Here is a 22406-nt window from a genome sequence, read left to right on the forward strand (position 1 = left end):
GTTTTTGCGTATGTCAGCAGTCTAGTCAGCCCCGGATGATCGCGTAGTTGCATTGGCAGCCAGCTTGATGACTGAGCGAGTCAGCGACGCAAACCGCTTGGATCCACGTCAAAGCAACGACGCCAACAAAGGCGCGGCGAACAGATTGAGCAACCCCGTCAGCACCATCACCAACCCCGCCACCGAACCTTCTTCGCCTCCCACTTCATGGGCCCGGCTGACCCCGGCACCGTGCGCACCGACGCCGAACAATGCACCGCGCGCCAGGGCGCTGCGCAACGGCAGCCACTTGAGCAGCACACCACCGAGCATCGCGCCGAACACACCGGTGAACATCACGAACACCGCTGTCAGCTCAGGCACGCCACCCAGGTCTTGCGCCAGCGGCATGGCGAACGGCGTGGTGATCGAGCGCGGCACCAGCGACAGCGTCACCGAACTGTCCAGCGCCAGCGCTTTCGCGAGGCCGAACGAGGTGGCGATCGACGCCGCACTGCCGGCCAGCATGCCCAACAGCAACGCTGACCAATGCCGCACCAGCAAACGCCGCTGTTGCCAGATCGGCACCGCAAACGCCACGGTGACCGGGCCCAGTACCAGCATCAGCCAATGGGTGTTGCTCGAATATTCGGCGTAAGCGGTGTGCAGCGGCACGGCAAGCGCCAGCAGCAACGCGGGGACCAGAATCAGTGGCGACAGCACGTAACGCCCGGTCCGGCGATACAGCCAGCGACTGAACAGGTAGGCCAGCAACGTGAACGCCAGCCAGAACATCGGCATCAGCTCAAGCTTCATGGGACCGCCTCAGGCGCACGGCCAGTTCTACAGTGAACGCGGTCACCAGCATCACCATCAATGTGCTGGCCGCGATCACCAACAAGATCCGCCAGCCGTCATCACGCAGCAATGTGCCGTAATCCAGAAGGCTCATCAGTGCCGGAATGAAGAACAGCAGCATCTCGGCCATCAACAGGCCGGCGCCCATTTGCAGCGCCGCCGGTTTGATCCAGCCGAACGCAAAGCCCAGCAGCAATAGCGCCATGCCGATCACGCCGCCGGGAATCGGCCAGGCCAGCCACGCTGCGATCTGGCAGCCGAGCAGGTAAAAAGCGAGCAGCACGGCCAGTTCGGCCAGCAGGCGAGAGAGGTATTTAACGGTCGAGGCTTTCATCGGTGGGCTCCTTTCGGGTGCCTATTTTACGAAGCTACCTGCCATCTCCGAAGCGAATTGTTAGACTCAAATCCATTCCAATCTGGAATCGGGCCATGGAATTCAAACAGCTCAAAAGCTTTGTCGAAGTCATTCATCAAGGCGGCTTCACCCAAGCCGCGAAGACCCTGCACATCAGTCAGTCCGCCGTGAGCAAGCAGATCGCCCAGCTCGAACAGAGTCTCGGCACCCCGCTTCTCGAACGGCTCGGCTCGCAGATTCGCCTGACCGCCGCCGGCAGTGTGGTGTTGCATCGGGCCGAAGGAATGCTGCGCTTGCGCAATGAATTGCTCAGCGAACTGGATGACCTCAGCCAACTGGCACGGGGCGAGTTACGTCTCGGGCTGCCCTTGCTGGGCAGCGATGCATTGTTTGCCGGTTTGTTCGCCGAGTACCGTCGGCGTTACCCGAACATCAATGTGCAATTGCTTGAAGGTGGCAGCCGTAATATCGAACAGGCCGTGCTCAGCGGGGAGTTGGAGTTGGGTGGCAGCCTGCTGCCGAAAGATCCGCAGTTCGACTTCCAGCCGTTCTGTGATGAACCGCTGGATGCGCTGCTTCCGGTGGATCACCCGCTGGCGACAAAAGGCGAAATCGGTCTGGAGGAACTGGCCGATACGCCGTTCCTTTTGTATCAGCGCAGTTTCGTGCTCAACGATCGTTTGCTTCAGGCGTGCCAGCAAATGGGCTTCACGCCGAAAGAAGGCGGGCGCAGTGGTCAGGCGGATTTTCTCGCGGCGCTGGTCGCCGCCGGGCAAGGCGTGGTGTTGCTGCCCAGCGTGGTGGCGCGCGGTCTGGTGCGGCCAGGCGTGGTGCGCCTGACCTTGAACGCGCCGGACTACCTGCGCTGGGACATCGCTTTCATCTGGCGCCGGGGCGCCTATCTGTCGAAGGCTGCGCAGGCCTGGCTGGCGCTGCTGCGTGAACGCGGGATCAGCCCTTGAGCGTGGCGATCAACTGTTGCAGCCAAGGCTCGGCGTCGGATTCCGGGGTGACGCTTTCGCTGGCGTCGATGCGCAGCATGTCCTGCACCTCGCGTACGCCCAGTTCGCCGAACAACTCGCGCAGTTGCTCGCCGCCGCCGCAGAAAGTGTCGCCGTAACTGGCGTCACCCAAGGCGATTACCGCGCCGGGCAAGCCCCGCCAGGCCGCCGGTAACTGATTGCGAATGGCCGAATACAAAGGTTGCAGGTTATCCGGAAGCTCACCCATGCCGGTAGTCGAGGTCACGCCAAGCAAGGCTTCAGGGCCAAAAGCCTGGAGATCGGCAAGGCTGGCGCGCGAGTTGTAGAAGGTTTCAAAACCGGCGGCGTTCAACAGGCTCTGAGCGTGGCGAGCGACTTCTTCGGCCGTGCCGTACACCGAGCCGGAGAGGATGGCGACTTTCATCAATCTGATCCTGAAACTGAAAAAAAGAGCGCCGATAGTAACAGCCGGCGACGTCATGTTGCGATTGGCTCTCGATAAGCGCTGATGGCCAGTAGACAGCGCCGGGCGATCTTCTAGAATGCCTGCGGTCGATAACCTTGAAAGGATTCACAGATGATCAATGCCAGTCTCATGCAAATGGTGATCAACGCGTCGAACGATGGAATCGTGGTGGCCGAACGGGAGGGTAAGGACGACAACATCCTGATTTACGTGAACCCGGCCTTCGAACGCCTGACCGGCTACACCAGCGAAGAAATCCTTTATCAGGATTGCCGTTTCCTGCAGTCGGGCGATCGCGATCAGGAGAACCTGGCCCTGATCCGCAATGCTCTGCGCAACAACGGCTCGTGCCGGGAAATTCTGCGTAACTACCGCAAGGACGGCACGCCGTTCTGGAACGAGCTGTCTCTTTCAACGGTTAAAAATGTGGACGACGGGCAGACCTACTTCGTCGGCGTGCAAAAGGACGTCACCGTTCAGGTCAAGGCTCAGCAGCGGGTTGCGCAACTGGAAGCCCAGGTGGCGGCACTGGAAGCAGAACTTGCAGCCTTGAAAGCGACGAACGGCGCAAACAAAACTGCGAACTAAGTGTCAGTAACTACAATCACCAATGACTTTGTAATTATTCATTTCGAGTTAACCATGCAGCGCGACGCCCTCCTCACTCAGGATGAGCTGGATTTCATCCAGACCATGCAACACAACCCGCAACTCAATGTGCGGGATGCGACGTCGAGCCTGCTGGTCAATGGTGGTTCGCAGATCCGTGACCTGCTCACGCGTCTGGCGGCCCATGAGCAAGTCACCATCCAGGCCAACTTCGAAAATCAGCAGATGACGTTCCCGCTGCATCTGGTGGAAGACGAATTTCACGCCCTGCACCTGCGCCTGGGTGTACCGAGCATCTATGAAGACGGGCCGATGGTGCGTCCATGGCGCCTGACCCTGGAAGAGCCAGTGGCACTGGAAAATGCCAAGGGCCAGCCAGGTACGCTGTGGGTGCACGAGGTTTCGCACAAGGGTGTGCTCTTGGAAGTGCGCAACAAGACCAAACCGCCGAAGCATTTTGCCTTGTGGTTCAGCCCCTCGGGCTACGAGCGGATCGCCCTGCGCGGGACGTTCGAGCGGGAAACCGAAAGCGGCTTTTACGCTTACGAGCTGAGCCAGAGCGATGCCGACGAAACCGAGCGTCTGCGCCAGTTCATTCTGCAACAGCATCGTCTGACCCACCCTGCCCTGCACACCTGATACTCAGGTATCCAGCGTCCCCGCCAGAAACTGATTCATGCGCTGGCGCATGGTCGAACCTTCATTGCCCAGACAGCCGACCGATGATCCCGCCAGGCTGTCCTGGGCCAGATCGGCCGCATCGCCCGCCAGCAGCAACTGACAATCCAGACTCAGCGCCAACCGGTTCAGCCGCCGTGGAAGTTCGGCAGTCGGTGCGTGATTGGAAAACAGCACCAGGGCTTGAGGTTTGATCTTTTCGCACACCAGCGTCAGCTCATCGAACGGCTGACCGGTCGTGAGCACACGAACGCCCGCGTCATTGCCACTGAGGAACAGCGCCGCCACCAGCAATTCGAGCTCGCGACATTGACCGGCCAGCGCGCTGACAATCACCTTGCGCGGCTGCGAGCCACGCAGCACGACAATGCGCTGCAGCACCTTGGCTCTCAGAAAACCATCGAAGAACAACCACTCACTGGTTTGCCCGAATGCATCCTGACGCTGCAGCATTTGCAGCCACAGCGGCATCAGGATGTCCTGAAACACCACGGGCAAAGCATAGGAAGAGAAAATCTGACCGTAGACCCGATCAAGCAACTGATCGTCGAAAGAGCTGACCGCCTGCTGAACCTGCTCCTGCCACTGGATATAGTCCGCATGCACCAGGTCATCGGGAATCAGATGAGCCAGCACCTTCATCGGCTCGGTCTTGGCCAGGATCTTGCCCACCTTGCTCACGGCAACACCCCGGTCGATCCAGTCGACGATGCTGCGAACACGCTCGATATCGGTCATCGAATACAGGCGATGCCCACTCTCGGTGCGCGTTGGCTGGATCAATCCGTATCGCCGCTCCCATGCGCGCAACGTCACCGGGTTCACCCCGGTCAGGCGCGCCACTTCACGTATAGGGAAAAGATCCTCGCGCTCCAGCGCAACAGATTCCTGCGAAGCAGGGCGAACGTCTGTGATCACAGGCATTGGTGCGGACACGTCCTTGTTGGCAAAGTTGGATCCATTCTACTCCTGATGCCCCATGAAGGTTCAAGCGATCAAATGGAACGAAAGTCTCGGGTTCGTCACGGAAATAAGGAATAATCCTTGCTTGTCAAAAAACGCAGCCCTCTACCCCGGCGCTGCGTCAGGCGAAGTTCTTACCCGGAGCGACGCACATGCAATACGGAGATACACAATGTCTACTTCCCCCGTCACGCTGATGGTCGCGCGTCGTGTCGCCAATGGCCGTTATCAGGATCTGATCGCCTGGTTGCGAGAAGGCGAACAACTGGCCACCGACTTCCCCGGTTATCTCGGCTCCGGCGTACTGGCTCCGCCTCCCGGCGACGATGAATTCCAGATCATTTTCCGCTTCGTCGACGAACAGACCCTGCACGCCTGGGAACATTCGGCATCGCGCACTGCCTGGTTGGCCCGCGGCAGCGATCTGTTCGCCCACCCGACCGAACATCGGGTCAGCGGGATCGAAGGCTGGTTCGGAGCCGCCGGGCATCGCCCGCCGCGCTGGAAACAGGCCGTGGCGATCTGGCTCGCGTTCTTCCCGGTGTCGCTGCTGTTCAATTTCGTGCTGGGCCCGCTGCTCGCTGAAATGAGCCTGTTGCCGAGAGTCTTCATCAGCACGCTGTGCCTGACCCCGTTGATGGTCTACTTCTTCATTCCGCTGTCGACCCGCCTGCTGGCCGGCTGGCTCAACCCGGCGCCTGCACGCCCGCTGCCTGCCGCACCCTCCACGCAAAATCGCTGAAGCTGCCGCTCGCGTCGCTGTTATAGTTTTTGCTCTGACTTCGACGCGAGCCGTACATGACTTCTCCCACAGCTCCCATCCTCATCACCGGCGCCGGCCAGCGGGTCGGCCTGCATTGTGCGCAGCGTCTGCTGGAAGATGGTCATCGGGTGATCTTCACTTACCGCAGCGAACGGCCGGGCGTGAAGACCTTGCGGGATCTGGGCGCCCTAGGGTTGCACGCGGACTTTTCCAGCGAAGCTTCGATCCTCGCCTTCATCACCGAGCTGAAGTCACACACCGACAGCCTGCGCGCGATCGTGCACAACGCCTCGGAGTGGCTGGCGGAAACCGGTGACGGCGAAGCCGAAGCCTTCAGCCGGATGTTCAACATCCACATGCTGGCGCCGTACCTGATCAACCTGCATTGCGCGGAACTGCTGCAACGTTCGAGCCCTGCTGACATCATCCACATCAGCGATGACGTCACCCGCAAGGGCAGCAGCAAACACATCGGCTATTGCGCCAGCAAGGCCGGGCTCGACAGTCTCACGTTGTCCTTCGCTGCGCGCTACGCGCCGTCAATCAAGGTCAACGGCATTGCGCCGGCCCTGCTATTGTTCAATCCCGACGACGACGCGGCGTACCGTGCCAAGGCGCTGGCCAAGTCCGCGCTGGGCATCGAACCCGGCAGCGAAGTGATTTATCAGAGCGTGCGTTATCTGCTCGACAACCCGTATGTCACCGGCACGACCCTGACCGTCAACGGCGGGCGGCACGTCAAGTAATACGCCCCTGCGAGGATGCTCCATGACCCGTTCCCTGCCCGAGAATTACCGCGAGATCCTGATCGGTCTCGGTGAAAACCCTGACCGCGAAGGGCTGCTCGACACGCCGGTGCGGGCGGCCAAGGCCATGCAGTATCTGTGTCGCGGCTACGAACAGAGCGTCGACGAGATCGTCAATGGCGCGCTGTTTGCTTCCGACAGCGACGAGATGATCATCGTCGCCGACATCGAGCTCTATTCGTTGTGCGAACATCACCTGCTGCCCTTCATCGGCAAGGCCCATGTGGCTTATATTCCGACGGGCAAGGTGCTGGGGCTGTCGAAGATCGCGCGGCTGGTGGACATGTTCGCCCGCCGCCTGCAGATCCAGGAAAACCTCACCCGCCAGATCGCCGAGGCGGTCCGGCAAGTCACCGATGCTGCCGGTGTCGCGGTGGTCATCGAAGCCCGGCACATGTGCATGATGATGCGCGGTGTCGAGAAACAGAATTCGACCATGAACACCTCGGTCATGCTCGGCGCCTTCCGCGAGTCGAGCAACACCCGTCAGGAGTTCCTGCAATTGATTGGACGGAGCAAGTAAATGCCACAACTTCAACCGGGAATGGCGCGCATCCGGGTCAAGGATCTGCGCCTGCGCACCTTTATCGGGATCAACGAGGACGAAATCCTCAACAAGCAGGATGTGCTGATCAACCTGACCATCCTGTACGCCGCACAGGAAGCGGTGCGTGACAACGACATCGACCACGCGCTGAACTACCGCACCATCACCAAGGCGATCATCGCCCACGTGGAGGGCAACCGTTTTGCCCTGCTCGAACGCCTGACCCAGGAGCTGCTGGATCTGGTAATGGCCAACGAATCGGTGCTGTACGCCGAAGTCGAAGTCGACAAGCCGCATGCCTTGCGTTTTGCCGAATCGGTGTCGATCACGCTCGCCGCCAGCCGCTGAACGTGTCTGGCGCTCCGGGCGTCAGACTTTTATCATCCGCGCCACGATTTGACTGCACAGAGCCCATCATGACCGAGCAACAACGCCTCGAACTCGAAGCCGCCGCCTTCCGCCGACTGGTTGCCCACCTGGACAGCCGCAAGGACGTGCAGAACATCGACCTGATGAACCTTGCCGGGTTCTGCCGCAACTGCCTGTCCAAGTGGTACAAGGCCGAGGCCGACGAGCGCCGGATCGAGGTCAGCCTCGACGATGCCCGTGAAGTGGTTTACGGCATGCCGTACGCCGAGTGGAAAGCCCAATATCAGCAAGAAGCCAGCGCCGAACAGCAAGCGGCGTTCGCCAAAGGAAAACCCCATGAGTGATCTGAACACCCTGCGCGCCAGCCTCAAGAGCGGCGAACACGTTTTTGCCGACACCCTGTCCTTCATCGCCGCCGGTTACGACTACCAGCCGCAGGCGTTCAACAACGGCGGCGTGGAAAACGCCGCCGGGCAGAACGAAGGTTCGTGCAAGACTCTGGGTCTGGCGTTGCTGGAAGGCTTGAGCGATGAAGAAGCGCTGCTGGCGTTCGGCGAGCACTACCGTTCGGTCGTGGCAACGCCTGAAGGCAGCGATCACGGCAATATCCGTGCGCTGATCCAGCACGGTCTGGCGGGCGTGAAATTCGAAGCGCAACCGCTGACCCGCCGCTAATTCTTCGCGTCAGATCGTTCCCACGCTCCGCGTGGGAATGCAGCCGGGGACGCTCTGCGTCCCAAGGACGCAGAGCGTCCAGATGAGGCATTCCCACGCAGAGCGTGGGAACGATCACCGTCGTGGTGGCTGTGAATAACGGGCATGAAAAAACCGGCCAATTGGCCGGTTTTTTCGTTTCTGCGATCTTAGAACGAAGCGTTCTGCAGACCGTCCAGGTAACGCTCGGTGTCCAGTGCCGCCATGCAGCCGGCGCCGGCCGAGGTGATGGCCTGACGGTAAACGTGGTCGGCCACGTCACCGGCAGCGAAGATGCCTTCGACGCTGGTCGCAGTGGCGTTACCTTCACGGCCGCCCTGAACGACCAAGTAGCCGTCTTTCAATTCCAGCTGACCTTCGAACAGCGAGGTGTTCGGAGTGTGGCCGATCGCGATGAACACGCCGTCGACCTTGATTTCGTCGAAGCTGCCATCGTTGTTCTTCAGACGCGCACCGGTCACGCCCATGTTGTCACCCAGCACTTCGTCCAGGGTCGCGTTCAGCTTCAGCTCGATCTTGCCTTCGGCCACGCGGGCGTTGAGCTTGTCGATCAGGATCTTCTCGGCGCGGAAGGTTTCGCGACGGTGGATCAGGGTGACCTTGCTGGCGATGTTGGCCAGGTACAGGGCTTCTTCGACAGCAGTGTTGCCGCCACCGACCACGGCCACCGGCTTGTTGCGATAGAAGAAACCGTCGCAGGTCGCGCAGGCCGAAACGCCTTTGCCCATGAACGCTTCTTCCGACGGCAGGCCCAGGTAACGAGCGCTGGCGCCGGTGGCGATGATCAGCGCGTCGCAGGTGTAGGTGCCGCTGTCGCCGGTCAGGCTGTATGGCTTGGAAGCAAAGTCCACGGCGTTGATGTGATCGAAGACGATCTCGGTTTCAAAACGCTCGGCGTGCTCGCGCATGCGCTCCATCAGCACCGGGCCGGTCAGACCATGGACGTCGCCCGGCCAGTTGTCGACTTCGGTGGTGGTGGTCAGTTGACCGCCGGCCTGCATGCCGGTGATCAGCAGCGGCTTGAGGTTGGCGCGGGCAGCGTAGACGGCAGCGCTGTAACCGGCAGGGCCGGAACCGAGGATGATCACTCGCGAATGACGGACTTCAGACATGAACCTGCTCCTGTTGACCGGCCAAGTCACCTGGCCGGACGCCGGACTGCCGGCGGGAATAAAAAAGGACTGTGGATAACCTTGGGGAAGGCGTGAGCTCGACAGTCCTGTAAAAAGTTGGGTGCAGCGTATCGAGGGGGGCAAGATTAAGGAAATACGGTTTAACAATCCAGCTCATAGGTGGTCTCTATGCCGACACACTGACGAGATGGACGTCTTTGTTACAGTGAATGTCGATCCCGCCGCCGCGCTTTCACAGGTTCTGCAAAGTCGGTAAGGTCGGCGCGTTTTCCCTTGCTCGGAGCACCTTATGCCCGCCCCTGTTCTGTCCGGCCCGCAATACCTGCGCGAAGGCCTCAAACTGGTCTTGAGCCCGGGCCTGCGCCTGTTCGTGCTGCTGCCGCTGGCCATCAACCTGGTGCTGTTCGTCGGATTGATCTATCTGGCCGGCCACCAGTTCAGCCTGTGGGTCGACACGCTGATGCCGTCGCTGCCCGAATGGCTGAGCTTTCTCAGTTACATCCTGTGGCCACTGTTCGTGGTATTGGTGGCATTGATGGTGTTCTTCACCTTCACCATGCTGGCCAACGTGATCGCCGCACCGTTCAACGGTTTCCTCGCGGAAAAAGTCGAAGTCGTAGTGCGCGGCACCGACGACTTCCCGGCCTTCAGCTGGGGCGAACTGATCGCCATGATCCCGCGCACCCTGGCCCGGGAAATGCGCAAGCTCGGTTATTTCCTGCCCCGGGCGATCGGCCTGTTCATCCTCTCGTTCATCCCGGTGGTGAACATCGTCGCCGCGCCACTGTGGTTACTTTTCGGCGTCTGGATGATGGCGATCCAGTACATCGACTACCCGGCGGACAACCACAAGCTGGGCTGGAACGAAATGCTCGCCTGGCTGCGCCAGAAGCGCTGGCAGAGCATGAGCTTCGGCGGGATCGTCTATCTGGTATTGCTGATTCCGGTGGTGAACATCCTGATGATGCCGGCCGCGGTGGCTGGCGCGACACTGTTCTGGGTGCGTGAGCGCGGGGCCGAGAATCTGGTGACGCAACGCTGAAGTCGCGTCACAAATCCATCATCCGAACGTCACAACCACGACATGGCCTCAGCCGACACTGAGGCCATGACGACAGCTCTACATATCACCCTCATCAGCGAAACCTTCCCACCGGAAATCAACGGCGTGGCCAATACCCTTGGCCGTTTGTGCGACGGTTTGCGCGCACGCGGGCATCGGGTGGAACTGGTGCGACCGCGTCAGGCTGACGACCCGCAGCGCACTGAAGACGACTCGTTGCTGCTGTGCCGGGGCTGGCCGTTGCCGGGTTATCCGGGGTTGCAATGGGGTCAGTCGTCGATGCACAAACTGTTGCGGCGCTGGACCCGCCAGCGCCCGGATGTGCTCTATATCGCCACCGAAGGTCCGCTCGGGCTGTCGGCATTGCGCGCGGCACGGCGTCTGGGGATTGCGGTGGTCAGCGGTTTTCACACCAACTTCCAGCAATACACCCACCAATACGGGCTGGGATTGCTGACCCGTTTGCTCACCCATTACCTGCGCTGGTTTCACAACCGTTCGGCGCTAACGCTGGTGCCGAGCGTCAGCCAGCGCCTGGAACTGGAGCGTCGGCACTTCGAACGCCTGTCGCTAATGTCCCGGGGCGTAGACAGCCAGTTGTTTCACCCGGCCAAACGCCTGAATGCCTTGCGTGAGCAATGGGGTCTCGGCGAGCAGGACATTGCGGTCATTCACGTAGGACGCCTGGCGCCGGAGAAGAACCTCGGCCTGCTCAAGCGCAGCTTCGAGAAACTGGCCAGCACTTATCCACAGCTAAAGCTGAAGCTGATCGTGGTCGGCGACGGACCACAACGAATGGCACTGGAAAATGAACTGCCCGAGGCAATTTTCGGCGGCTCGCAACGTGGCGAAGCGCTGGCGGCGCACTATGCCTCGGGGGATGTGTTTTTGTTTCCGAGCCTGACCGAAACCTTCGGCAACGTCGTGCTGGAAGCGCTGGCCTCGGGCCTCGGGGTGGTGGCTTACGATCAGGCTGCGGCGGCCCAGCATATTCGCCATGGCTACAACGGCGTGCTGGCGATGCCCGGGGATGAAGAGGCGTTCTGCGAGGCAGCGGCGTGGCTGCTGGAAGAAAACGAAAGGTTGCGCTGCGTGCGCCTGAACGCGCGCCAACACGCCAGCCGTCAGGGCTGGGCAGCCATCGTCGAACAATTTGAAAACCATTTGCTGGGGGCTTGCCGCGACCTGCGCGACAAGCCGCCCACGTCGATCAAACCAGCGTCATCAACGCCTCACGGCTGAACGGCAGAATGTCCTGCTCGCGACCTTCGCGCACTTTCTGCGCCCAGTCCGGATCGACCAGCAGCGCACGCCCCACCGCCACCAGATCGAATTCGTCGTTGTTCAGACGCTCCAGCAGTTTTTCCAGACTGGCCGGTTGCGCGACTTTGTCAGTGTTGACCATGAACTGCAGGAACTCACCATCGAGGCCGACGCTACCGACGGTGATGGTCGGTTTGCCGGTCAGTTTGCGTGTCCAGCCAGCCAGGTTCAGGTCGGAACCGTCGAACTCCGGCTCCCAGAAACGCCGCGTCGAGCAGTGGAAAATGTCCACGCCGGCGTCGGACAACGGCTTGAGGAACTCGCCCAGGGCTTCGGCGGTTTGCACCAGACGCGCGGTGTAGTCCTGCTGTTTCCACTGCGAGAAACGGAAGATGATCGGGAAGCCTTCGCCAACAGCCGCGCGTACGGCCTGGATCAGCTCGATGGCGAAACGTGAACGGTTGGCCAGGCTGCCACCGTATTCGTCAGTGCGCTGGTTGCTGCCTTCCCAGAAGAACTGGTCGATCAGGTAACCGTGGGCGCCGTGGATTTCCACGCCGTCCATGCCGATGCTTTGGGCATCTTTGGCGGCTTGAGCGAACGCGGCGATTACATCCTGGATGTCCTGTTTGGTCATGCCGTGCACCACGACCTGACCGTCCTTGAGTTTTTCCGACGGGCCGTAACCCGGCACGCTCGCATCCGGCTCGGTGCCCAGACGACGCACATTGCCGACGTGCCACAGTTGCGGAACGATCTTGCCGCCTTCGGCGTGCACCGCATCCACGACTTTCTTCCAGCCGGCCAGCGCGGCTTCACCGTAGAAGTGCGGCACGTTCGGGTAACCGTTGGAAGCCTGGTGGCCGACGGTGGTGCCTTCGGTGATGATCAGGCCGACACCGGCCGCCGCGCGACGACGGTAGTACTCGATCACTTTGGAATTGGGTACGCCACCCGGGGAAAACGAACGGGTCATCGGCGCCATGACCACGCGGGTCGGCAGTTCGAGGGCACCGAGCTGGAACGGTTTGAACAGGGCTTGCACGGGCATGGGAGGCTCCACGAAAAATTGATCGACGGGCATGCGATTCATATGACGACGATAATATGCGGAGTTCCAATCAACCGATAGCACTATTGATCTGAATGATTAAGGGTCAAAAGGCAGGCGAAAAAAATCGCAGCGCGAGGGCTGCGATTTTGGTGTTTCAGCTCAGGGCTTTTTCAATCGCCGTAATCACCGAAGGATCATCCGGCGCCGTGCGCGGCGAGAATCGGGCCAGTACCCGACCGTCCTTGCCGAGCAGGAATTTCTCGAAATTCCAGGTGATGTCACCGGGAAACTCCGCGCCCTCGCCCGCCAGCAGACGGTACAGCTGATGACGGTCGTGGCCATTGACTTCGAGCTTTTTCGACAACGGAAAACTCACGCCATAGTTGAGGCTGCAGAATTCCTGGATCTCCTGCTCACTGCCCGGTTCCTGGCCGGCAAACTGGTTGCACGGCAGGCCCAGCACACTGAAGCCTTTGCCTTTGTATTGCTGATAAAGGTTTTCCAGCGCCGCGTACTGTGGGGTCAAGCCGCATTTGGAGGCGACGTTGACCACCAGCACGACTTGGCCCTTGAAGGGTGCCAGCGGTAGCTCCTGACCATCCAGGGCTGTCAACTTAAGGTCGTGAAAAGCACTCATGACGAACTCCAGATTCCCGTGTTCTACTCGAAACAGCCACTTGGCGAGACCACCAAGGACAGCCGCGGACTAAAAAGGCGCCCTCGGGCGCCTCTCCAGTACTCGAAAGCTTAGCGCAGAAAATCAGTGGTGATGGCCACCTTCGCCATGGACGTGACCATGAGCGATTTCTTCCTGGCTGGCGTCACGGATGGCAACGACCTTCACTTTGAAGTTCAGGCGCTGACCGGCCAGCGGATGGTTGCCGTCGACAGTGACGTCGTCGCCGTCCAGGTCACGAATGGTGACGATCTGCATCTGGCCGTCCGGCGCCGAAGCGTGGAACTGCATGCCGACTTCCAGCTCGTCAACGCCTTCGAACATGCTGCGGCTCAGGGTGCTGACCAGTTCAGCGGCGTATTCGCCGTAGGCATCTTCCGGCTCGACGGAAACTTCCAGATCGTTGCCGACTTCTTTACCTTCCAGGGCTTTTTCCAGGCCCGGGATGATGTTGCCTGCGCCATGCAGGTAGACCAGCGGAGCGCCGCCGGCGGAGCTGTCGATGACCTCACCAGCGTCGTTGGTCAGGGTATAGTCGATGGAGACAGCCTTATTGGCGGCGATCAGCATGGGGCGAGACCTTTTGCATAAGAATGAAGAACGGACAAGTCTAAACAAGGATTTGCCCGAAAGCGAACAGAACCCGGACAGACGGGATCGATTGGCGCCCGTGACCGTCACCGGATTCCATCAGGACGAGGACGGCCACTGGGTCGCCGAGCTGTCCTGCGGCCACACCCAGCACCTGCGCCACCTGCCGCCGTGGCAGTCCCGGGCCTGGGTCCTGGACGCCGCGCAACGTATTGAAAAAATAGGCCAACCCTTTGCTTGCGGTTGGTGCGCACAAGGCTCGGTTAGCGATAACCTTGGCGACTGAATTGCGGCAGATCGGCACACAGAGACGATCGCCATTGCCATGCACCCTTAGAGAATCCGCATGCAAACTTTTTTTATCGCGCCCACCGACTTTGGTGTGGGTCTGACCTCCATCAGCCTCGGGCTGGTGCGTACGCTGGAGCGGGCCGGGCTGAAAGTCGGCTTCTTCAAACCGATTGCCCAGCCGCATCCGGGCGACACCGGCCCTGAGCGTTCCACCGAACTGGTGGCCCGCACCCACGGCCTGAAACCGCCGCAGCCACTGGGCCTGGCCCACGTCGAGCGGATGCTCGGTGACGGTCAGCTCGACGAGTTGCTCGAAGAAATCATCACCCTCTACCAGCAGGCTGCCATCGGCAAAGACGTGCTGGTCGTCGAAGGCATGGTGCCGACCCGCAGCGCCAGCTACGCCGCGCGGGTCAACCTGCACCTGGCCAAGAGCCTGGATGCCGAGGTGATTCTGGTCTCGGCCCCGGAAAACGAAGTGCTGACCGAGCTGTCGGGCCGCGTCGAGTTGCAGGCGCAGTTGTTCGGCGGGCCGAAAGACCCGAAAGTCCTCGGCGTGATCCTCAACAAGGTCAAGACCGACGAGAGCATGGACGCCTTCGCCGCGCGCCTGAAAGAGCATTCGCCCTTGCTGCGCAGCGGTGATTTCCGTCTGCTCGGCTGCATTCCGTTCCAGCCCGAACTCAACGCCCCGCGCACCCGCGACGTCGCCGACCTGATGGGCGCCCAGGTGCTCAACGCCGGCGACTACGAAACCCGGCGCATGACCAAGACCATCATTTGCGCGCGCACCATGCGCAACACCGTCGATCTGCTCAAGCCCGGCGTACTGGTGGTGACCCCCGGCGATCGCGACGACATCATCCTCGCGGTCAGCCTCGCAGCCATCAACGGTGTGCCGCTGGCCGGCCTGCTGCTGACCAGCGACACCCTGCCCGACCCACGCATCATGGACTTGTGCCGTGGTGCTTTGCAGGCCGGTTTGCCGGTGTTGTCGGTGAGCACCGGCTCCTACGACACGGCCAACCTGCTCAACGGCCTGAACAAGGAAATCCCGGTCGATGACCGCGAACGTGCGGAGATCATCACCGATTTCGTCGCCAGTCACCTCGATGCCAACTGGCTGCACCAGCGCTGTGGCACGCCACGGGAAATGCGCCTGTCGCCGGCGGTGTTCCGCTATCAATTGATTCAACGTGCCCAGGCGGCCAACAAACGCATCGTCCTGCCCGAAGGCAGCGAACCGCTCACCGTGCAAGCGGCGGCGATCTGTCAGGAACGCGGGATTGCCCGTTGCGTGCTGCTGGCCAAACCGGTGGACGTCGAAGCCGTCGCCCGTGCCCAGGGCATCACGCTGCCGCCGGGGCTGGAAATCCTCGATCCGGATCTGATCCGCGAGCGCTACGTCGAACCGATGGTCGCCCTGCGCAAGAGCAAAAGCCTCAATGCGCCGATGGCCGAGCAACAACTGGAAGACACCGTGGTGATCGGCACCATGATGCTGGCGCTGGATGAGGTCGACGGACTGGTCTCCGGCATCATCAACACCACCGCCAACACCATTCGCCCGGCGCTTCAACTGATCAAGACCGCGCCGGGCTGCACGCTGGTGTCGTCGGTGTTCTTCATGCTGTTCCCCGAGGAAGTGCTGGTCTACGGCGACTGCGTGATGAACCCGCACCCGAGCGCCAGCGAACTGGCCGAAATCGCCCTGCAAAGCGCCGACTCGGCCGCCGCGTTCGGCATCACCCCGCGCGTGGCGATGATCAGCTACTCCAGCGGCGAATCGGCCACCGGCGAGGAAGTCGAAAAGGTCCGCGAAGCCACCCTGCTCGCCCACGAACAACAGCACTCTTTGCTGATCGACGGCCCGTTGCAGTACGACGCCGCCGCCAACGAATCCGTGGCCCGACAACTGGCGCCGAACAGCCAGGTGGCCGGTCGCGCCACGGTGTTCGTGTTCCCCGACCTGAACACCGGCAACACCACCCACAAAGCCGTGCAGCGCAGCGCCGATTGCGTCAGCCTCGGCCCGATGCTGCAAGGCCTGCGCAAACCGGTGAACGATCTGCCGCGCGGCGCGCAGGTCGACGACATCGTCTACACCATCGCCCTGACCGCGATTCAGGCTGCCAACCGACCTCTGGATATCTGACCCGATGCTGGCTTTTCTCCCTGCCACCCTGCGCGGCGTGATCGCCGCGCTGCTGCTGGCGCTGAACACGATCCTGCTGTGCTCGTTCCTGTTTCTCGTGGCGATGATCAAAGTGCTGCCGTTCGACCTCGCACGCCGCGCTTCGCGCTGGCTGATGAGCCACACCCACGAAGCCTGGATCAGCAACAACAAAGGCTGGATGAACCTGGTCCGCCGCACCCGCTGGCACCTCAGCGGTCTGCAAGGCCTGGACTATCAACACTCGTACCTGATCACCAGCAACCACCAGAGCTGGGTCGATATTCTGGTGCTGCAATACGTGCTCAACCGACGCATTCAGCCGCTGAAGTTCTTTCTCAAGCAGGAACTGATCTGGGTCCCAGTCATCGGCCTCGCGTGGTGGACACTCGGCTTCCCGTTCATGAAGCGCTATTCGAAAGCCTATCTGGAGAAGCACCCGGAAAAGAAAGGCAAAGACCTCGAAACCACCCGCAAGACCTGCGCGAAATTCCGCGACAACCCGGTGGGCATCTTCAACTTCGTCGAGGGCACACGCTTTACCGAAGGCAAACACGCGCAGCAGCAATCTCCGTTCAAACACCTGCTCAAGCCCAAGGCCGGCGGCATCGCATTCGTACTGGATGCGATGGGCGAACAGCTGGAATCGATCGTCAACGTGACCATTCACTACCCAGGCGGACGCCCTGGCTTCTGGGACCTGCTGTGCGGCAACGTCCGAGACGTAGTGGTGCACTTTGAAGAGCTGAAGATCCCGCCGCAGTTCATCGGCAGGAACTACGACCAGGACGGCGAGTACCGCCTGCAATTCCAGGGCTGGATCAATCAGCTGTGGCAGGACAAGGATGCGTTGCTGGAACAGATGCACCGCGAGTATCCAACGAAGTAATCAGGTGTCTGTAATACCCTCATCGCGGGCAAGCCCGCTCCCACAGTGATTTTCAGCGCACACAAATATTGTGTAAGGCAGGAACCCTGTGGGAGCTGGCTTGCCAGCGATAGCAATCTCAAAGGCAACAAAAAACCCGCAGACAATCACTTGTCTGCGGGTTTTCTTCTTTCAGCTGACGCTTAAATCGCGCCACGCTTGCGCAGCAGATCCAGCACTTGCTTGACGCTTTCATCCAGCGACAACGATTGGGTATCGATCACCAGATCAGCATCCAGCGGTACGTCATACGGGAACGACTCACCCGGAATGTTATCGCCACCGGCAGCGTACAGACCTTGCGGATCACGCTCGGCGCAGACAGTCGGCGAGGCCTGGACATAAACCGTCAGCAGACGCTCCCTGCCAATCAGATCCTTCGCCTGCTCACGACCTTCGGCACTCGGCGCCACAAACGCAGCAAGCGTCAACAGACCCGCTTCGTTGAACTGACGCGCCACATGCGCGGCACGACGCCAGTTCTCGGTGCGACCGGCGCGATCCTGCGGCAGACCTTTGTTGAGGTCATGACGCAGGTTCTGACCATCCAGCACGAACACCGCACGGCCCATATCGAACAGCTTGCGCTCGACGGCATAGGCCAGCGTGCTCTTGCCCGCGCCGGACAGGCCGCTGAACAGCACGGTGGCCGGTTGCTGGCCGAAACGCTGGGCGCGTTCTTCGGTCGCTACGTGGGCCAGTTTGCCGTGGTGCGTGGCCGTACCGTGAGTCACCGGCTGGGCGACGATCATGCCGGCGCCGACGGTGCCGTTGGTCAAACGGTCGATGACGATGAACGCGCCGGTGGTGCGATTGCTGTCGTAACCGTCGAGGGCGATCGGCGCGTCGAGCGCGATCTTCACCTTGCCGATTTCGTTGAGCTGCAACGCGCTCGCCGGGCCTTCTTCGAGGGTGTTGACGTCGACCTTGTTGACGATGCTGGCGATGGAGCCCGGCACGTAACTGGTAGCGCGCTTGATGTCGTATTTCTTGCCCGGCAGCATCGGCTCTTCAGCCATCCACACCAGCATCGCTTCGAAGCTGTCGGTGACCGGCGGAACATTGTCGGCGTGGACCAGCAGGTCGCCACGGGAGATGTCGATCTCGTCTTCCATGGTCAGCGTTACCGCTTGGCCAGGACCTGCGTGTTCCAGTTCGCCCTCGAAGGTGACGATGGATTTCACGCGGCTGCTCTTGCCCGACGGCAGGACCACGACTTCGTCGCCCTTCTTGACGATGCCGCTGGCCAAAGTGCCGGCGAAACCGCGGAAGTTCAGGTTCGGACGGTTGACGTACTGCACCGGGAAACGCAGATCGGTGAAGTTGCGGTCACCCGCCACTTCCACGGTCTCGAGGATTTCCATCAGCGACTGGCCGGTGTACCACGGCGAGCGCTCGGACTTGTTCACCACGTTGTCGCCCTTGAGAGCGGACATCGGCACGAAGTGCATGCTCGTCGGCTTCATCTTCAAGCCTTCGGCGAACTTCAGGTAGTCGGCCTTGATCGACTCGAACACGCCCTGATCGAAGCCCTTGAGGTCCATCTTGTTGATGGCGACGACGATGTGCTTGATGCCCAGCAACGAGGCAATGAAGCTGTGGCGACGGGTCTGGGTCTGCACGCCGTAACGGGCGTCGACCAGGATGATCGCCAGGTCACAGGTGGACGCACCGGTGGCCATGTTGCGGGTGTACTGCTCATGGCCGGGGGTGTCGGCGATGATGAATTTGCGCTTGGCGGTAGAGAAATAGCGGTAGGCGACATCGATGGTGATGCCCTGCTCGCGCTCGGCCTGCAGGCCGTCGACCAGCAATGCCAGGTCGATGTCGTCACCGGTGGTGCCGACTTTCTTCGAATCGCGGGTGATGGCTTCCAGGTGATCTTCGTAGATCATCTTCGAGTCGTGCAGCAGGCGCCCGATCAGGGTGCTCTTGCCGTCATCGACGTTACCGCAGGTCAAAAAGCGCAGCAGCTCTTTACGTTCGTGCTGGCCCAGGTAGGCGAGGATGTCCTCGCTGATCAAATCAGATGCGTGCGACATGACAACCCCTTAGAAATAACCCTGACGTTTCTTGTCTTCCATCGAGCCTGCGCCATCGTGGTCGATGACCCGGCCCTGGCGCTCGGAAGTTCGCGTCAGGAGCATTTCCTGAATGATGTCCGTCAGGCTTTCGGCCTCGGACTCCACCGCGCCCGTCAACGGGTAGCAGCCAAGGGTACGGAAACGCACTTTCTTTTTGACGATGCGCGCCTTGTCCTCGTCGGACAGGTGCTCGAGGATGCGCTCGTCGTCGATCATGATCAGCGTGCCGTTCTTCTCGATCACTTCGCGCTCTGCCGCGAAGTACAGCGGTACGATCGGGATGCCTTCGAGGTAGATGTACTGCCAGATGTCCAGCTCGGTCCAGTTCGACAGCGGGAACACACGAATGGATTCGCCCTTGTTGACCTTGCCGTTGTAGACGTTCCACAGCTCCGGGCGCTGGTTCTTCGGGTCCCAGCGGTGTTTGCTGTCGCGGAACGAGTAGACGCGCTCCTTGGCGCGGGACTTCTCTTCATCGCGACGGGCACCGCCGAAGGCTGCGTCGAAACCATGTTTGTCGAGTGCCTGCTTCAGGCCCTCGGTCTTCATGATGTCGGTGTGCTTGGCGCTGCCGTGGGTGAACGGGTTGATGTTCTGCGCCACGCCGTCGGGGTTGATGTGAGTGATGAGGTCCAGGCCAAGCTCTTCGACCATCTTGTCGCGGAACTTGTACATTTCCTGGAATTTCCAGCGGGTGTCGACGTGCATCACCGGAAACGGCAGTTTGCCCGGGAAGAACGCCTTGCGTGCCAGATGCAGCATCACGGCGGAGTCTTTACCGATGGAGTACAGCATCACCGGGTTGTCGAACTCGGCGGCCACCTCGCGGATGATGTGGATGCTTTCCGCCTCCAGCTGTTTCAGATGCGTCAGTTTGTCGACCATGGCTACTCACGAAAGCTTTCTTATGAACGGCCAGCGGGCCGTGTTCGAGCGGGGAATCCTAGCACAGCGACCTCTTCTAATCAGGACGCCGACTAGATCGAAAGGGTATATGAATATGCCTGCCCGTTCGGGCGCTCAGATCGGATTCGGGCAGTCGATAAAGATGTGTTCCAGAGCAAAGCGTTTCGCCAGATAGTCACCCAGCGCCTGCACGCCATAGCGTTCGGTGGCGTGATGGCCGGCGGCAATGAAGCTGATGTCGTTTTCCCGGGCGCTGTGGAATGTCTGCTCGGAAGCCTCACCGCTGAGGAACAGATCGACGCCGGCCGCGATCGCATTGTCGATGTAACCCTGGCCGCCGCCGGTACACCAGCCGACTCGACGGATCATCGCGCTGCCTTCGACCAGCAGCGGCTCGCGGCCCATGACTTCCTGCACTTTGCGTGCGAAGTCGCGCGGGGTCATCGGCTCGCTCAGCGAACCGACCAGACCGACGATTTTCAGATTGTCCGGATCCAGCGGCCCTTCGACAGTGATGTCCAACTGACGGGCCAACTGCACGTTATTGCCGACGTCCGGGTGCAGATCCAGCGGCAGGTGATAACCGAGCAGACTGATATCGTGCTTGAGCAGCGTCTTCAGACGGCGCTGCTTCATGCCGGTGATGCACGGGTTTTCGCCCTTCCAGAAATAGCCGTGATGCACCAGCACCAGATCGGCTTCGGCCTCGACGGCGGCATCGAGCAACGCCTGGCTGGCGGTGACGCCGCTGACGATGCGCATCACCTGCGGACGGCCCTCGACCTGCAGGCCGTTGGGGCAATAATCGGCAATTTTCGCACTGCCAAGGTAACGGTCGGCTTCTTCGACCAGGGTGCTCAGGGCGACGGCCATGAAAGACTCCTAAATATCCCGTTCAGAGGCGCGCGCGGCCTCGTATAATGCGCGACATTATGGGCGGTCTGCCCCCGCCTGCAACTTTTCCAGGACGTGCTTAATGCTCAAGGCGCTGCGTTTTTTCGGCTGGCCGCTGTTGGCCGGTGTGCTTATCGCTCTGTTGATTATTCAGCGTTACCCGCAGTGGGTCGGGCTTCCGAGCCTCGACGTCAACCTGCAACAGGCCCCGCAGACCACCAGCGTGCAGCAGGGGCCAGTGTCCTACGCGGACGCGGTGACCATCGCTGCGCCGTCGGTGGTCAACCTCTACACCACCAAAGTCATCAACAAGCCGAGCCATCCGCTGTTCGAGGATCCGCAGTTCCGCCGCTTCTTCGGTGACAATTCGCCGAAGCAGAAGCGCATGGAATCAAGCCTCGGCTCCGGCGTGATCATGAGCCCGGAAGGCTACATCCTGACCAACAACCACGTCACCAGCGGCGCCGACCAGATCGTCGTGGCGCTCAAGGACGGTCGCGAAACCCTGGCCCGAGTGATCGGCAGCGATCCGGAAACCGACCTCGCCGTCCTGAAGATCGACCTGAAGAACCTGCCGGCGATCACCGTCGGACGCTCCGACAATATCCGCATTGGCGACGTCGCACTGGCGATCGGCAACCCGTTCGGGGTCGGCCAGACCGTGACCATGGGCATCATCAGCGCCACCGGCCGTAACCAGCTGGGCCTGAACAACTACGAAGACTTCATCCAGACCGACGCGGCGATCAACCCGGGCAACTCCGGTGGTGCGCTGGTCGACGCCAACGGCAACCTGACTGGCATCAACACTGCGATTTTCTCCAAGTCCGGGGGTTCACAAGGGATCGGTTTTGCGATCCCGGTGAAACTGGCGATGGAAGTGATGAAGTCGATCATCGAACACGGCCAGGTGATTCGCGGCTGGCTGGGCATTGAAGTGCAACCGCTGACCCAGGAACTGGCCGAGTCGTTTGGCCTGTCCGGGCGTCCGGGAATTGTAGTGGCGGGGATTTTCCGCGATGGCCCGGCCCAGAAGGCCGGCCTGCAACTGGGTGACGTGATTCTCAGCATCGACGGCGAACCGGCCGGTGATGGCCGCAAGTCGATGAACCAGGTGGCGCGGATCAAGCCGACCGACAAGGTCACGATTCAGGTGATGCGCAACGGCAAGGAGTTGAAGCTGACCGCTGAAATCGGTCTGCGTCCACCGCCGGCGCCTGTGAAGGAAAAAGAAGAGTAAGACTTTGTTCGCGTCACTGA

26 protein-coding genes are annotated in these 22406 nt (G+C 60.9%); 15 read left to right on the top strand and 11 right to left on the bottom strand.

What is annotated here, in order from left to right:
- Nucleotides 1-108: 108 nt before the first annotated feature.
- Both ACTJK7_RS11715 and ACTJK7_RS11720 read right to left on the bottom strand, forming a co-directional pair.
- A complete protein-coding gene (locus ACTJK7_RS11715; protein WP_007957226.1) occupies nucleotides 109-795 on the bottom strand; it encodes an LrgB family protein in 687 nt (228 codons plus the stop codon).
- Complete coding sequence (locus ACTJK7_RS11720; RefSeq protein ID WP_085654636.1) at nucleotides 785-1171, bottom strand: CidA/LrgA family protein; 387 nt, start codon at nucleotides 1169-1171, stop codon at nucleotides 785-787. The genes ACTJK7_RS11715 and ACTJK7_RS11720 overlap by 11 nt, the downstream gene beginning before the upstream one ends.
- A gap of 95 nt (nucleotides 1172-1266) precedes the next feature.
- On the opposite strand from ACTJK7_RS11720, the gene ACTJK7_RS11725 reads away from it, so the two are divergent.
- Nucleotides 1267-2154 (top strand): LysR family transcriptional regulator, encoded by an 888-nt coding sequence (locus tag ACTJK7_RS11725; protein WP_085654634.1) that lies wholly within the window; start codon nucleotides 1267-1269, stop codon nucleotides 2152-2154.
- Here ACTJK7_RS11725 and ACTJK7_RS11730 read toward each other — a convergent pair.
- Nucleotides 2144-2599, bottom strand: a complete 456-nt coding sequence (locus tag ACTJK7_RS11730; RefSeq protein WP_108559628.1) for a flavodoxin — start codon at nucleotides 2597-2599, stop codon at nucleotides 2144-2146. The genes ACTJK7_RS11725 and ACTJK7_RS11730 overlap by 11 nt on opposite strands.
- A 153-nt stretch (nucleotides 2600-2752) precedes the next feature.
- Here ACTJK7_RS11730 and ACTJK7_RS11735 point away from each other — a divergent pair, with 153 nt between their 5' ends.
- Nucleotides 2753-3229, top strand: a complete 477-nt coding sequence (locus tag ACTJK7_RS11735; RefSeq protein WP_064382506.1) for a PAS domain-containing protein — start codon at nucleotides 2753-2755, stop codon at nucleotides 3227-3229.
- 54 nt (nucleotides 3230-3283) lie between these two features.
- Nucleotides 3284-3889 carry a hypothetical protein gene (locus tag ACTJK7_RS11740; RefSeq protein WP_039769347.1) on the top strand — a complete coding sequence of 202 codons (606 nt, stop codon included), beginning with the start codon at nucleotides 3284-3286 and terminating at the stop codon, nucleotides 3887-3889.
- A gap of 3 nt (nucleotides 3890-3892) precedes the next feature.
- Here ACTJK7_RS11740 and ACTJK7_RS11745 read toward each other — a convergent pair whose 3' ends face one another.
- Entirely contained in the window at nucleotides 3893-4852 is a 960-nt protein-coding gene (locus ACTJK7_RS11745) for a MerR family transcriptional regulator (protein ID WP_064382507.1), read from the bottom strand.
- A 211-nt stretch (nucleotides 4853-5063) separates the two neighbouring features.
- On the opposite strand from ACTJK7_RS11745, the gene ACTJK7_RS11750 reads away from it, so the two are divergent.
- The 6 genes from ACTJK7_RS11750 (at nucleotide 5064) to ACTJK7_RS11775 (ending at nucleotide 8051) form a co-directional block, all read left to right on the top strand.
- The gene (locus tag ACTJK7_RS11750; RefSeq protein ID WP_011332499.1) at nucleotides 5064-5633 is read left to right on the top strand and encodes an antibiotic biosynthesis monooxygenase; all 570 of its coding nucleotides are present in this window, start codon (nucleotides 5064-5066) and stop codon (nucleotides 5631-5633) included.
- Between the two features lie 56 nt (nucleotides 5634-5689).
- Nucleotides 5690-6400 carry a dihydromonapterin reductase gene (folM, locus tag ACTJK7_RS11755; RefSeq protein ID WP_064382508.1) on the top strand — a complete coding sequence of 237 codons (711 nt, stop codon included), beginning with the start codon at nucleotides 5690-5692 and terminating at the stop codon, nucleotides 6398-6400.
- A 22-nt stretch (nucleotides 6401-6422) separates the two neighbouring features.
- Nucleotides 6423-6983 carry a GTP cyclohydrolase I FolE gene (folE, locus tag ACTJK7_RS11760; protein ID WP_108559626.1) on the top strand — a complete coding sequence of 187 codons (561 nt, stop codon included), beginning with the start codon at nucleotides 6423-6425 and terminating at the stop codon, nucleotides 6981-6983.
- On the top strand, nucleotides 6984-7355 hold the full coding sequence (folX, locus tag ACTJK7_RS11765; RefSeq protein ID WP_007957207.1) for a dihydroneopterin triphosphate 2'-epimerase: 372 nt from the start codon (nucleotides 6984-6986) through the stop codon (nucleotides 7353-7355).
- 68 nt (nucleotides 7356-7423) lie between these two features.
- The gene (locus tag ACTJK7_RS11770) at nucleotides 7424-7720 is read left to right on the top strand and encodes a DUF1244 domain-containing protein (RefSeq protein ID WP_064382510.1); all 297 of its coding nucleotides are present in this window, start codon (nucleotides 7424-7426) and stop codon (nucleotides 7718-7720) included.
- Nucleotides 7713-8051: a HopJ type III effector protein gene (locus ACTJK7_RS11775; protein ID WP_011332495.1), complete on the top strand. Its 339-nt coding sequence runs from the start codon at nucleotides 7713-7715 to the stop codon at nucleotides 8049-8051. The genes ACTJK7_RS11770 and ACTJK7_RS11775 overlap by 8 nt, the downstream gene beginning before the upstream one ends.
- Nucleotides 8052-8239: 188 nt before the next feature.
- Here ACTJK7_RS11775 and trxB read toward each other — a convergent pair whose 3' ends face one another.
- Nucleotides 8240-9202, bottom strand: a complete 963-nt coding sequence (trxB, locus tag ACTJK7_RS11780) for a thioredoxin-disulfide reductase (protein ID WP_039769336.1) — start codon at nucleotides 9200-9202, stop codon at nucleotides 8240-8242.
- A gap of 310 nt (nucleotides 9203-9512) precedes the next feature.
- Between trxB and cysZ the strand changes: the two genes are divergently transcribed.
- Nucleotides 9513-10265 (top strand): sulfate transporter CysZ, encoded by a 753-nt coding sequence (gene cysZ, locus ACTJK7_RS11785; RefSeq protein WP_011332493.1) that lies wholly within the window; start codon nucleotides 9513-9515, stop codon nucleotides 10263-10265.
- A gap of 42 nt (nucleotides 10266-10307) precedes the next feature.
- Complete coding sequence (locus ACTJK7_RS11790) at nucleotides 10308-11528, top strand: glycosyltransferase family 4 protein (RefSeq protein ID WP_440780373.1); 1221 nt, start codon at nucleotides 10308-10310, stop codon at nucleotides 11526-11528.
- Here ACTJK7_RS11790 and ACTJK7_RS11795 read toward each other — a convergent pair.
- The 3 genes from ACTJK7_RS11795 to ACTJK7_RS11805 all read right to left on the bottom strand — a co-directional run bounded on the left by ACTJK7_RS11795 (nucleotide 11497) and on the right by ACTJK7_RS11805 (nucleotide 13849).
- Nucleotides 11497-12600: an NADH:flavin oxidoreductase gene (locus tag ACTJK7_RS11795; RefSeq protein WP_064600676.1), complete on the bottom strand. Its 1104-nt coding sequence runs from the start codon at nucleotides 12598-12600 to the stop codon at nucleotides 11497-11499. The two genes, ACTJK7_RS11790 and ACTJK7_RS11795, sit on opposite strands and share 32 nt — an antisense overlap.
- Before the next feature lie 157 nt (nucleotides 12601-12757).
- Nucleotides 12758-13240: a glutathione peroxidase gene (locus ACTJK7_RS11800; protein WP_007959082.1), complete on the bottom strand. Its 483-nt coding sequence runs from the start codon at nucleotides 13238-13240 to the stop codon at nucleotides 12758-12760.
- Between the two features lie 123 nt (nucleotides 13241-13363).
- Entirely contained in the window at nucleotides 13364-13849 is a 486-nt protein-coding gene (locus ACTJK7_RS11805; RefSeq protein WP_011332490.1) for an FKBP-type peptidyl-prolyl cis-trans isomerase, read from the bottom strand.
- Between ACTJK7_RS11805 and ACTJK7_RS11810 the strand changes: the two genes are divergently transcribed.
- From ACTJK7_RS11810 to ACTJK7_RS11820, 3 genes are read left to right on the top strand one after another with little or no spacing between them, the layout of a single operon-like run.
- On the top strand, nucleotides 13818-14156 hold the full coding sequence (locus ACTJK7_RS11810; RefSeq protein ID WP_170928952.1) for a DUF3565 domain-containing protein: 339 nt from the start codon (nucleotides 13818-13820) through the stop codon (nucleotides 14154-14156). The two genes, ACTJK7_RS11805 and ACTJK7_RS11810, sit on opposite strands and share 32 nt — an antisense overlap.
- Nucleotides 14157-14216: 60 nt before the next feature.
- Nucleotides 14217-16316: a phosphate acetyltransferase gene (gene pta / locus ACTJK7_RS11815; protein WP_108559618.1), complete on the top strand. Its 2100-nt coding sequence runs from the start codon at nucleotides 14217-14219 to the stop codon at nucleotides 16314-16316.
- 4 nt (nucleotides 16317-16320) lie between these two features.
- Nucleotides 16321-17223, top strand: a complete 903-nt coding sequence (locus tag ACTJK7_RS11820) for an acyltransferase (RefSeq protein WP_108559616.1) — start codon at nucleotides 16321-16323, stop codon at nucleotides 17221-17223.
- Between the two features lie 182 nt (nucleotides 17224-17405).
- Here ACTJK7_RS11820 and cysN read toward each other — a convergent pair whose 3' ends face one another.
- From cysN to ACTJK7_RS11835, 3 genes are all read right to left on the bottom strand, one after another.
- Entirely contained in the window at nucleotides 17406-19304 is a 1899-nt protein-coding gene (gene cysN / locus ACTJK7_RS11825) for a sulfate adenylyltransferase subunit CysN (RefSeq protein ID WP_236195812.1), read from the bottom strand.
- Between the two features lie 9 nt (nucleotides 19305-19313).
- The gene (gene cysD / locus ACTJK7_RS11830) at nucleotides 19314-20231 is read right to left on the bottom strand and encodes a sulfate adenylyltransferase subunit CysD (protein WP_007912374.1); all 918 of its coding nucleotides are present in this window, start codon (nucleotides 20229-20231) and stop codon (nucleotides 19314-19316) included.
- Between the two features lie 135 nt (nucleotides 20232-20366).
- Nucleotides 20367-21125 carry a Nif3-like dinuclear metal center hexameric protein gene (locus ACTJK7_RS11835; RefSeq protein ID WP_011332485.1) on the bottom strand — a complete coding sequence of 253 codons (759 nt, stop codon included), beginning with the start codon at nucleotides 21123-21125 and terminating at the stop codon, nucleotides 20367-20369.
- Nucleotides 21126-21228: 103 nt separating this feature from the next.
- Here ACTJK7_RS11835 and algW point away from each other — a divergent pair, with 103 nt between their 5' ends.
- Entirely contained in the window at nucleotides 21229-22386 is a 1158-nt protein-coding gene (algW, locus tag ACTJK7_RS11840; protein ID WP_011332484.1) for a Do family serine endopeptidase AlgW, read from the top strand.
- Nucleotides 22387-22406: the final 20 nt, after the last annotated feature.

Source organism: Pseudomonas sp. 22085 (assembly GCF_052045815.1).
Taxonomy (GTDB): Bacteria; Pseudomonadota; Gammaproteobacteria; order Pseudomonadales; family Pseudomonadaceae; genus Aquipseudomonas; species Aquipseudomonas glycinae.

What these genes read in the sequence shown, in the direction of transcription:
- ACTJK7_RS11720 (WP_085654636.1), bottom strand. Translation starts at nt 1,171, where the DNA reads ATGAAAGCCTCGACCGTTAAATACCTCTCTCGCCTGCTGGCCGAACTG.
- algW (WP_011332484.1), top strand. Translation starts at nt 21,229, where the DNA reads ATGCTCAAGGCGCTGCGTTTTTTCGGCTGGCCGCTGTTGGCCGGTGTG.
- ACTJK7_RS11735 (WP_064382506.1), top strand. Translation starts at nt 2,753, where the DNA reads ATGATCAATGCCAGTCTCATGCAAATGGTGATCAACGCGTCGAACGAT.
- ACTJK7_RS11805 (WP_011332490.1), bottom strand. Translation starts at nt 13,849, where the DNA reads ATGCTGATCGCCGCCAATAAGGCTGTCTCCATCGACTATACCCTGACC.
- ACTJK7_RS11750 (WP_011332499.1), top strand. Translation starts at nt 5,064, where the DNA reads ATGTCTACTTCCCCCGTCACGCTGATGGTCGCGCGTCGTGTCGCCAAT.
- folM (WP_064382508.1), top strand. Translation starts at nt 5,690, where the DNA reads ATGACTTCTCCCACAGCTCCCATCCTCATCACCGGCGCCGGCCAGCGG.
- ACTJK7_RS11810 (WP_170928952.1), top strand. Translation starts at nt 13,818, where the DNA reads ATGGAGACAGCCTTATTGGCGGCGATCAGCATGGGGCGAGACCTTTTG.
- trxB (WP_039769336.1), bottom strand. Translation starts at nt 9,202, where the DNA reads ATGTCTGAAGTCCGTCATTCGCGAGTGATCATCCTCGGTTCCGGCCCT.
- folX (WP_007957207.1), top strand. Translation starts at nt 6,984, where the DNA reads ATGCCACAACTTCAACCGGGAATGGCGCGCATCCGGGTCAAGGATCTG.
- ACTJK7_RS11835 (WP_011332485.1), bottom strand. Translation starts at nt 21,125, where the DNA reads ATGGCCGTCGCCCTGAGCACCCTGGTCGAAGAAGCCGACCGTTACCTT.
- ACTJK7_RS11800 (WP_007959082.1), bottom strand. Translation starts at nt 13,240, where the DNA reads ATGAGTGCTTTTCACGACCTTAAGTTGACAGCCCTGGATGGTCAGGAG.
- ACTJK7_RS11730 (WP_108559628.1), bottom strand. Translation starts at nt 2,599, where the DNA reads ATGAAAGTCGCCATCCTCTCCGGCTCGGTGTACGGCACGGCCGAAGAA.
- ACTJK7_RS11745 (WP_064382507.1), bottom strand. Translation starts at nt 4,852, where the DNA reads ATGCCTGTGATCACAGACGTTCGCCCTGCTTCGCAGGAATCTGTTGCG.
- cysD (WP_007912374.1), bottom strand. Translation starts at nt 20,231, where the DNA reads ATGGTCGACAAACTGACGCATCTGAAACAGCTGGAGGCGGAAAGCATC.
- ACTJK7_RS11820 (WP_108559616.1), top strand. Translation starts at nt 16,321, where the DNA reads ATGCTGGCTTTTCTCCCTGCCACCCTGCGCGGCGTGATCGCCGCGCTG.
- pta (WP_108559618.1), top strand. Translation starts at nt 14,217, where the DNA reads ATGCAAACTTTTTTTATCGCGCCCACCGACTTTGGTGTGGGTCTGACC.
- ACTJK7_RS11790 (WP_440780373.1), top strand. Translation starts at nt 10,308, where the DNA reads ATGGCCTCAGCCGACACTGAGGCCATGACGACAGCTCTACATATCACC.
- ACTJK7_RS11770 (WP_064382510.1), top strand. Translation starts at nt 7,424, where the DNA reads ATGACCGAGCAACAACGCCTCGAACTCGAAGCCGCCGCCTTCCGCCGA.
- ACTJK7_RS11740 (WP_039769347.1), top strand. Translation starts at nt 3,284, where the DNA reads ATGCAGCGCGACGCCCTCCTCACTCAGGATGAGCTGGATTTCATCCAG.
- ACTJK7_RS11725 (WP_085654634.1), top strand. Translation starts at nt 1,267, where the DNA reads ATGGAATTCAAACAGCTCAAAAGCTTTGTCGAAGTCATTCATCAAGGC.
- cysZ (WP_011332493.1), top strand. Translation starts at nt 9,513, where the DNA reads ATGCCCGCCCCTGTTCTGTCCGGCCCGCAATACCTGCGCGAAGGCCTC.
- ACTJK7_RS11795 (WP_064600676.1), bottom strand. Translation starts at nt 12,600, where the DNA reads ATGCCCGTGCAAGCCCTGTTCAAACCGTTCCAGCTCGGTGCCCTCGAA.
- ACTJK7_RS11775 (WP_011332495.1), top strand. Translation starts at nt 7,713, where the DNA reads ATGAGTGATCTGAACACCCTGCGCGCCAGCCTCAAGAGCGGCGAACAC.
- folE (WP_108559626.1), top strand. Translation starts at nt 6,423, where the DNA reads ATGACCCGTTCCCTGCCCGAGAATTACCGCGAGATCCTGATCGGTCTC.
- cysN (WP_236195812.1), bottom strand. Translation starts at nt 19,304, where the DNA reads ATGTCGCACGCATCTGATTTGATCAGCGAGGACATCCTCGCCTACCTG.
- ACTJK7_RS11715 (WP_007957226.1), bottom strand. Translation starts at nt 795, where the DNA reads ATGAAGCTTGAGCTGATGCCGATGTTCTGGCTGGCGTTCACGTTGCTG.